This is a genomic window from Oleiphilus sp. HI0125 (assembly GCF_001635355.1).
On sequence record NZ_LWGF01000922.1, the window covers coordinates 1 to 620 of the forward strand.

Below are 620 nucleotides of genomic sequence, written 5' to 3' on the forward strand. Positions count from 1 at the left end.
CCACATATGCAGTCAGTGAAAGATCCACATTAAATAACTGCGCAAAGAAGATCGCGACAAGGCCGTAGTAAATAGCATTACCAGACACATTCACGGTTGCGCCCAATGGCAACACAAATGATGCCGTTGAATTTTTCACGCCAAGTTCGTTTTCAACTGTCTCCATTGTGACAGGCAAAGTCGCCATAGAGGATGATGTCGATAGCGCGATCGCTTGGGGCTTTTTCATTGCTACCAAGAATTTTCGAGCAGACGTTTTTGTTAATACATGCACCAACAATGGGTAAACAATAAAACCAAAGATAAGAATCGCGGCCACGTAAACAACAAACAGTTTAAACACAACCATCAAAGCACTGAAGCCGAATGTTCCAACCGCTTCGGCCATCAAGCCAAATACACCGAGCGGTGCGATGAGCATGATTTTGTTAATCATCCAGACCAAGCTACCAACAATTGTATTCACACCATTCAATATGGGCTCGCGTCTTTCGGCCTCTTGCTTTGACAAAGCAATGCCGAAGAACAAACAAAACACCAAGATTTGAAGAATATTCGCATCACTCAATGATTGGAAAATATTCGTTGGAATCATTCCAATCACCGTTGCCCAGAACGTT

At 43.2% G+C, this 620-nt stretch carries 1 protein-coding gene; it reads right to left on the reverse strand.

The genetic code is table 11. The annotated features are described in order from the left end of the window. Positions 1 to 595, reverse strand: a 595-nt coding sequence (locus A3762_RS15930; protein WP_231878832.1) for a dicarboxylate/amino acid:cation symporter, incomplete at its 3' end; no start/stop codon positions are given. Positions 596 to 620: the final 25 nt, after the last annotated feature.